Consider the following 6500-nt stretch of genomic DNA (forward strand, 5'->3'; position numbering starts at 1 on the left):
CTACCCCGGCTGGCATCAGCCTGCTCCGTGGATGCGGGCGGCGTGCACCGTGGCCTCCAGCAGCTTTCTCTCCCTCTCCAGGTGGGCAATGAACTGGGCTTGCTCCATGGCCATGGGCTTGAAGCCGGCCTCGGCCAGCTTGCGCACCAGATCCGGCTCGGCCAGCACGGCTGCGGTCTCGCGGGCCAGGCGCTCGGCAATGCGGGCATCGGTGCGGGCCGGCAGCAGCAGGCCCTGCCAGGCCTCGACATCAAAGGACTGCCAGACCGGCGTTTCCTGCAGGCTGGGTGTCTGCGGCAAGGTGGCGGCGCGCAGGCGCGAGGTCACGCCCAGGCCGCGCAGCTTGCCTTCGCGCACGAAGGACTGGACCAGGGCCACGGGCAGCACGGCCAGGTCGATCTGCCCGCCCGCCAGCTCGGTCAGCGCCTGCGGGCCGGATTTGTAGGGCACATGCGTCCATGACAGGCCGGCCTGTTGCTGGAGCATTTCTGCGGTCAGGTGCAGGCTGGTGCCCACGCCATCGGTGCCCACGGTCAGCCTGCCCGGCTGCTGGCGCGACAGCTGCACGAGCTCGGCCGCCGTGGTGGCCGGCAGGTCGGGGCGGCCTGCCAGCACGAAGGCCGAAGAGGCCACGGGCGCCACGGGCAGCAGTTCCCTGAGGCCGTCATACCGGAAGCGCTCTGGCGACACCAGCGGCGCAATGAGCACGCAGCTGGCCACGCCGAACAGCGCGGTATGACCGTCCGGCCTGGCCTTGATCACCCGCTGGGTGGCGATGGTGCCCGAGGCGCCCACGGTGTTTTCTATGACCACGGGCTGGCGCAGCCGCTCCGCCAGGCGCGGCATGACCAGGCGCGCGGCCACGTCCACGCTGCCGCCCGGCGAAAAGGGCACGACCACGGTCAGCGGCTGGCTGGGCCAGGCGTCGGCCCCAGCCGTGGACGCGCGGGCTGCCTGTGACAGCCAGGGCGCGCCCAGCATCCAGGCCGCCATTTGCCTGCGGCTGAGGCTCATGACAGCCTCCCTGCGGCACCCAGCCAGGGCAGCTGGTCTGCGTGATAGCGCCAGGTCTGGAACACGCTGTTGAGCCGTCCGGGGCCGGTGCGGCGTGCTGCGGCATCGGGGTACTCGGCGAACCAGGGCAGGATGTATTCCCAGACCACCTCCCCCGCAGGCGTGACCTCGAAGAGCCGGCCCGTGGCCGATTCGGTGATGTGGGTGTTGCCGTTCCACAGGCGCTGGGCATTGCCCATGAAGGCGGTGTAGAAGGCGTTGACCATCTCGTCCTGGTAGCTCCAGACCACGCGGTGGTCGGCAGGATCGATCTCCACCACACGCGAGAAGGCCACATGGGCGCCTTCGCGGAAGTTGCCGTTGTCGAAGGCCAGGATGTGGCCGTTGTCCAGCGCCACGGGCGCATGCTGGTGCGAGACCACCGACGGCGGAATGTGCAGCGTCACCGCGCCGCTGGCCTTGTCCACGGCGATGATGCCGGAGGTGGTGCGCAGGCTCATGAGCACGCTGCCGTCGGCCCTCACGCCCAGGCCGTTGACCAGCGGCCAGTGGTAGCGGCCGAAGCCCGGGTGGATGGGGAAGTCCTCGGGCGCCAGATGCTCCCAGGCCTTCCACTCCCAGACCAGGCGACCGCTGCGGTCCACTTCGCGGATCACGTCGCCGTACATCACCTCGCCGGGCCCGTGCGCGGTGCCGCCGGGCACGCGCTCGGCAAAGCCCGCAGGCACGGGCGCGCAGGCGGCATAGAGCAGATGGCCGTTGGGCAGCCATTGCGCGTCATGGTGGTGGTCCGGGTCCTCGTGGCGCCAGACGATCTCGCCCTGCGGCGTGACCTCGTAGAAATCGCCGCCATGCCACATGGACCATGGCGCATAGCGATCGGGCGAGCGGGGGTGGTTGCCGTTGTAGCCCAGGTTGCCGTTGGGCAGGATCACGGCGTGCCGGCCCGCGCGCACGGGCAGCTTCCATTCATGGGCCACGCGGCCTTCGATGTCCACCAGGTAGACATGGCCGTCGGCCGTCTGCGGCGCGATCAGGGTGTAGCCGCCGGCCGAGAGGGCGGGGTCGTGGGCGATGAGTCCGACGCCGCGGCGGCGCTGGGTGACTTGGTCTACGGTGCTTGCCATGGGCTGCTTTCAAAGGAGGCCGGGAATGAGCGCCACTCTAGGCAGTCGCAAGCGTCAGGAATAGCTGTTTGTTTTGGATGAGGTGTCAGATAAAAATTTACACTCCGCGCCATGCCCGCAATCTCCCAGGCCTTTCGCTGTTTTGACGAGGTGGCGCGCCGTGGCTCGGTGCGCAAGGCCGCCGTCACGCTGCACCTGACGGCGGCCGCCGTGAACCAGCAAATCCTCAATCTGGAGGCCCAGGTCGGCGTGCCGCTGTTCGACCGCCTGCCGCGCGGCATGCAGCTGACAACGGCCGGGGAGCTGATGCTGGCGGCCGTGCGGCGCAGCCAGCGTGACTTCGACAACGCGCTGGCCCAGGTGGAGGACCTGCGCGCCCTGCGCCGGGGCCATGTGCGCGTGGGCGTGTCCCATGCCACGGCCGAGTACCTGCTGCCCCTGGTGATCGCCAGCCTGCACGGGCGCTATCCGGGCATCACCTTCAGCGTGCGTTCGGGCACGGGTGAGGAGCTGCTGCGCGGCGTGGCGCAGGGAGAGATCGATGTGGCCTATTGCCTGCGCCGCCCGCCGCCGCCCGGAGTGCAGGAGGTGCGCGCCTGGCCCCAGCCGCTGGGCGCGGTGATGGCCCCCGGCCATCCGCTGGCCACCGAGCCGCGCCTGCTGCGCCTGCGCGATTGCGTGGACTATCCGCTGATCCTGATGGCGCCGGGCATGGAGTTGCGCAGCATGCTGGAGCAGATGGACAGCGCGGCCCTGCACCAGCAGCGGCCGCTGGTGGAGACCAGCTCCGTGCCCATGGTGCGGCGCCTGGTGGCCGGCAGCACGGCCCTGGGATTCCTGGTGCCCGACAACGTGGCCGAGGATGTGGCGGCCGGCCGCCTGCTCTGGCGGTCCCTGCACGACGCAGGTGCGCAGTTGCCCGGCTGCCTGTACCAGCGCATCGGCTACACCAAGGCAGCCGCCATGCGGCTGTTTCTGGACGAGCTGGAGCGCGTGGCCGACGAGATGCGCGCCGGCTTCGAGACCGGCGTGTCCTGGTCGCTCAAGGACCTGGCGACCTGAGCGACCCGGCCACCTGAGTGACCTGAACGATCGGCTGCGGGGCGTCAGACGCCCCGGGCGCGCTCGGCCTTGAAGCGTGCGCGCATTTCAGTGAAGTTGCCCGCCTCCAGCGCATTGCGCACTTCCTGCATCAGGTTCAGGTAGTAGTGCAGGTTGTGGATGGTGGTGAGCATGGGGCCCAGCATCTCGCCGCAGCGGTCCAGGTGGTGCAGGTAGGCGCGCGAGAAGCCGTCGCGCCCGCCTTGCTCCCAGCTCACGCCGCTGGTGCCGGCGCAGGCATGGCAGGTGCAGCTGGGGTCCAGCGGCTGGTGGTCGGTCTTGTGGCGCGCATTGCGGATCTTCAGGTCGCCATAGCGCGTGAAGATGGTGCCGTTGCGCGCATTGCGCGTGGGCATGACGCAGTCGAACATGTCCACGCCGTCGGCCACGCCCTGCACCAGGTCCTCGGGCGTGCCCACGCCCATCAGGTAGCGCGGCTTGTGGGCTGGCAGGCGGTGGGGCGTGTGGGCCATGATGGCCAGCATCTCGTCTTTGGGCTCGCCCACCGAGACGCCGCCCACGGCGTAGCCGGGGAAGTCCATCTCGACCAGGGCCTGCAGCGATTCCTCGCGCAGGTTCTCGTACATGCCGCCCTGCACGATGCCGAACAGCGCATTGGGGTTGCCCAGGCGCTGGAACTCGTCGCTGGAGCGCTTGGCCCAGCGGCGGCTCATCTCCATGCTCTTGCGTGCCTCGGCCTCGGTGGTCTTGTGGCCGTTGGTCTCGTAGGGCGTGCATTCGTCCAGCTGCATGACGATGTCCGAGTTCAGCACGGTCTGGATCTGCATGCTGACTTCGGGCGACATGAACAGCTTGTCGCCGTTGACCGGGCTGGCGAAGTGCACGCCTTCCTCGGTGATCTTGCGCATGGCGCCCAGGCTCCAGACCTGGAATCCGCCCGAGTCGGTGAGGATGGGCTTGTCCCACTTCTCGAAGCCGTGCAGGCCGCCGAAGCTCTGCATGATGTCCAGCCCCGGGCGCATCCACAGGTGGAAGGTGTTGCCCAGGATGATCTGCGCGCCCATCTCCTGCAGGCTGCGCGGCATCACGCCCTTGACGGTGCCATAGGTGCCCACGGGCATGAAGATGGGTGTCTGCACCACGCCGTGGTTGAGCGTGAGCTGGCCGCGGCGCGCGTGGCTGGAGGGATCGGTCTTGAGCAGGTCGAATTGCAGCATAGCCCTCCATTGTCCCAGATGGCCGCATGTGCGTGTCGGACGCTCCGTGACTGTCCCCGGAGCCCGTCCGGCTTAGCCGGCCCGCGTCTACACTGGGGTGGTTGCGATTCGCCAGCTACAAAAAAGGAGGTCCGCATGCTGAAGATCATGATTGCCGTCGATGGGTCCGAGCCCTCGCTGGATGCCGTGCACCACGCCATCTCCCTGGTGCGCCAGGGCCTGCAGGCGCATTTCGTGCTGGCCCATGTGCAGCAGGAAGCCTCGCTGTTCGAGTTGGCCACGCAGGACTCGGACATGATTGCCGCCGCCAGCGTGGACGCCGGCATGCACCTGGTGGCGCCGGCCGTGGCCCTGGTGCGGGCGGCCGGCATTTCCTACGAGGTGGAGATCGGCCTGGGCGAGCCCGCCGCCGCGCTGGCCGACATTGCCGAGAGCACGGGCTGCGAGCAGATCATCATCGGCGCACTGGGCCAGGGCGGCCTGCGGCGCGTGCTGATCGGCTCGGTCTCGCGCGAGGTGGCACGCAACAGCCGGCTGCCCGTGACCATCGTCAAGCATGCCGAGCCGCACGATGAAGAAGGGGAAGAGGACCTGGGTCCCGAGTGAGGGGGTGCCGCGCGCGCGGGCTTTCAGGCGGCCCGCCGTTGCTGGCCCTGATGGGACTGGTGCCGGCCTGCATGGGCGCCGTAAGCTCCGTAGGCACCATGAGCGTGCGCATGCGCGTGGGGTTGCAGCTTGCCGTGCGGCAGGCTGGCCAGGCGCTGGAACATGCGGCGGCAGTAGCCGCGTATGCCCAGGCATTTGTTGATCTCATCCACCGGCAGGGGCCCGGAGACCACGACGATGCTGTCGGCCTGGTCCCAGTCGCCGGCCGCGCGCAGCCGCCTGCGCGTGCACAGGGCCCAGGCATGGATGCGCGTGGGCGAGCCATGCTCATGGACCTGGCCCGTGACCAGGTCGAAGGCAATGGCCACCAGCTCGGTCCTGAGCCGGCAGCGGCGCTCGCCCGTGATGGCACTGGGCGTCTCGCGCATGTCGTACAGGCAGTAACTGCCGGCCTTGAGCTGGTATTGCAAATCCATGGCGGACCTCCGCGGTTCGTTCTGGGGCGGGTTCCGGGCCTGCCTGAAAAGGCCCGGGGCATCGGCGCATTCTGACGCATGGCCCCGGCCGCTGGCAATGCAGCCAGCGGGACGGGGCTTCCCCGCAAAGGGCAAGCGGCAAAGCGTGCCCCGCGAGGGCCGGTCTTCTAGAAGTCCAGAAGACTGAAGCCCACGCTGAGCACGGTGCGCTTGTAGTTGTAATCGATCAGGCTGTCACCGTATCCGCTGAAAAGCTGGACATGCAGGCGCAAATTGCTCTTGCCACCGTTCCATCCTTCGCCTAGGGTGCGCAGCCATTCGACGCGGCCGGAGCCACGGCCCTGGCCCAGCGAGCCGCGCGCAGTGAAGCCCAGATAGTTCTGTGCATTGACGTTCCAGCCCAGTTTCACCTCGCCCCGGCCTATGTAGTCCTGGATGCGCGGGTTGTCGTCGTGCTCGGCGCTTTCGCGGATGCGCTGCCAGGCCTTGGCGTGCAGCTGCCAGCGGTTGTCCAACTCGAAGCCGGTCATCAGATACCAGCGGTTCCAGCTGCGCGACAGCGGATCGCTCTGGCCGTTGGACTGGTGCACCAGGCCCACGCCGCTGTAGCGCCAGCGCCAGCCGAAGGGCAGCCGGGCATCGGTGGGGTAGACGTAGAAGATCTCGGGCTCGTGGTCCGTGTTGCGGAAGGGCCGCGAGATGGCGGGGCTGAACAGCTGCCAGTACGACTGCTGGGTGTAGCCGACCCACAGCGAGTCCTTGCCCGCCGAGGTGCTGCTGGTCAGCAGGCCCTGGGCGACCTTGGTGCGCACGGACAGCTGCACGCGCATTTCCTCGGTCTTGTAGGGCTGCGACTGCGCAGGGTCCTTGCCGGGCGTGGTGGGCTGCCGGTTGACATGGTCGGCCGTCACCACGGACACGGACATGGGCCGGTAGCCGCGGAAGCTGAAGGTGCCGCAGTCGCTGCCCGGTTCCAGCTCGAAGTAGCGCGACAGCTC

The 6500-nt window shown here is 68.7% G+C and carries 7 protein-coding genes; 2 read left to right on the forward strand and 5 right to left on the reverse strand.

Going from position 1 to position 6500, the window contains the following annotated elements:
* Window positions 1-15: 15 nt before the first annotated feature.
* Together INR38_RS27050 and INR38_RS27055 are read right to left on the reverse strand one after the other, a co-directional pair.
* A complete protein-coding gene (locus INR38_RS27050; RefSeq protein ID WP_207444456.1) occupies window positions 16-1014 on the reverse strand; it encodes a tripartite tricarboxylate transporter substrate binding protein in 999 nt (332 codons plus the stop codon).
* Window positions 1011-2141: an aryl-sulfate sulfotransferase gene (locus tag INR38_RS27055; RefSeq protein WP_013800306.1), complete on the reverse strand. Its 1131-nt coding sequence runs from the start codon at window positions 2139-2141 to the stop codon at window positions 1011-1013. Before INR38_RS27055 ends, INR38_RS27050 begins: the two co-directional genes overlap by 4 nt.
* Before the next feature lie 111 nt (window positions 2142-2252).
* Between INR38_RS27055 and INR38_RS27060 the strand changes: the two genes are divergently transcribed.
* Window positions 2253-3203 carry a LysR family transcriptional regulator gene (locus tag INR38_RS27060; protein ID WP_207444455.1) on the forward strand — a complete coding sequence of 317 codons (951 nt, stop codon included), beginning with the start codon at window positions 2253-2255 and terminating at the stop codon, window positions 3201-3203.
* Between the two features lie 44 nt (window positions 3204-3247).
* Here the strand turns inward: INR38_RS27060 and tgt are convergent, their stop codons facing one another.
* Window positions 3248-4420: a tRNA guanosine(34) transglycosylase Tgt gene (tgt, locus tag INR38_RS27065; RefSeq protein ID WP_012202481.1), complete on the reverse strand. Its 1173-nt coding sequence runs from the start codon at window positions 4418-4420 to the stop codon at window positions 3248-3250.
* 135 nt (window positions 4421-4555) lie between these two features.
* Here tgt and INR38_RS27070 point away from each other — a divergent pair, with 135 nt between their 5' ends.
* Window positions 4556-5026, forward strand: a complete 471-nt coding sequence (locus tag INR38_RS27070; RefSeq protein WP_034397960.1) for a universal stress protein — start codon at window positions 4556-4558, stop codon at window positions 5024-5026.
* Window positions 5027-5049: 23 nt separating this feature from the next.
* On the opposite strand, the gene INR38_RS27075 is transcribed toward INR38_RS27070, so the two are convergent.
* Together INR38_RS27075 and INR38_RS27080 are read right to left on the reverse strand one after the other, a co-directional pair.
* Window positions 5050-5502: a hypothetical protein gene (locus INR38_RS27075; protein WP_012202483.1), complete on the reverse strand. Its 453-nt coding sequence runs from the start codon at window positions 5500-5502 to the stop codon at window positions 5050-5052.
* Window positions 5503-5669: 167 nt separating this feature from the next.
* The coding region (locus INR38_RS27080) for a phospholipase A (protein WP_207476028.1) at window positions 5670-6500 on the reverse strand (831 nt) is incomplete at its 5' end.

This window comes from Delftia sp. SD018 (genome assembly GCF_017355445.1).
Classification (GTDB): Bacteria; Pseudomonadota; Gammaproteobacteria; order Burkholderiales; family Burkholderiaceae_C; genus Comamonas; species Comamonas acidovorans.